This is a genomic window from Vibrio sp. 1580 (assembly GCF_033340055.1).
On record NZ_JAWOVT010000068.1, the window covers coordinates 1 to 1,153 of the forward strand.

At 43.7% G+C, this 1,153-nt stretch carries 2 protein-coding genes; one reads left to right on the forward strand and one right to left on the reverse strand.

Annotation, left to right across the window (positions count from 1 at the left end):
• The first annotated feature begins 4 nt into the window (after positions 1-4).
• Positions 5-760, forward strand: coding sequence for a MetQ/NlpA family ABC transporter substrate-binding protein (locus tag R7093_RS24045; RefSeq protein ID WP_140305205.1), 756 nt, complete (start codon positions 5-7; stop codon positions 758-760).
• Positions 761-881: 121 nt separating this feature from the next.
• Here the strand turns inward: R7093_RS24045 and R7093_RS24050 are convergent.
• Positions 882-1,153, reverse strand: a 272-nt coding sequence (locus R7093_RS24050; RefSeq protein ID WP_318146863.1) for a D-fructose-6-phosphate amidotransferase, incomplete at its 5' end; no start/stop codon positions are given.

Here is a 1,153-nt window from a genome sequence, read left to right on the forward strand (position 1 = left end):
TGCGGTGCTCAGCTTAAGTGCCTGCGGAGAAAAAGATAATTCAGTAATCAAAGTCGGAGCTACGGTTGGGCCACATGCACAAGTAGTTGAAGCAGTAGCGAAAGAAGCTGCAAAGCAAGGGCTAAATGTTGAAGTCATCGAGTTCTCTGATTACGTGACACCTAACGCCGCGCTGAGTGACGGTAGCATCGATATTAACAGCTACCAACACCAACCTTTTTTGGATAATTTCAACAGCAGTCATAACTCTCAGCTCGTTTCAATTGGCCAATCTATCTTGATGCGCATGGGTATTTATTCCAATAAATACCGTTCGTTAGAAGAGTTACCAAACCGCGCCAGAATTGCCATTCCAAACGACCCAACTAATGGAGGCCGAGGGCTGTTACTACTCGCTGATGCGGGCTTGATTGAGCTTAAACCAGGTGTTGGCCATAAAGCCGCGTTAACCGATATTAAGAGCAATCAAAAAGAACTGGAGTTCGTTGAGGTAGATGCGGCGCAGCTGCCAAGAACGCTGGATGACGTTGATGCCGCAGCTATTACGATGAATTACGTGATGTCTTCAGGCTTAGACCCTAAGAAGCAAAGTATTTTCCTAGAGTCCAAAGACGCACCTCTCGCTGTTATGGTTATTGCGACTCGTGAAGCCGACAGAAACAACGAGGCTTACAAGAAGTTCGTCTCTATTTACCAATCCCAAGAAATTCGCGACTTCCTTGATAGCACTTTCAAAGGAACGATTGAACCAGCCTTTTAAGTAAGAATTAATCCTTGAGCAAGCTATCTTGCTTGCTTAGAGAGACAAAATGACAGAGGCTCATGAAACAAAGCATGAGCCTCTGTCATATCAAATGGTATCAATCGTACTTGGAGTTAGATTATCGACTTTCTGCTTCTAATTTTAGCGCGATATAGTTTTGTGCGGCGGTAACCAAATCAGAACGATTAATGATCTTCCATAGGAAAAATGGCGGGATTAAGAATGCAATGAAATAAAACGACTCATGAAAAAAGATCTGAGCAATTGCATCTTGATGTTCCCACAACGCCGTAAGCGCGAAAAGATCGAGCATCACGCCGAGCACACCAAAAACAACTGAAACCACGATAGCTAATCCTAGTAGCTCTCGAATAAAAAATTTGTATGCCA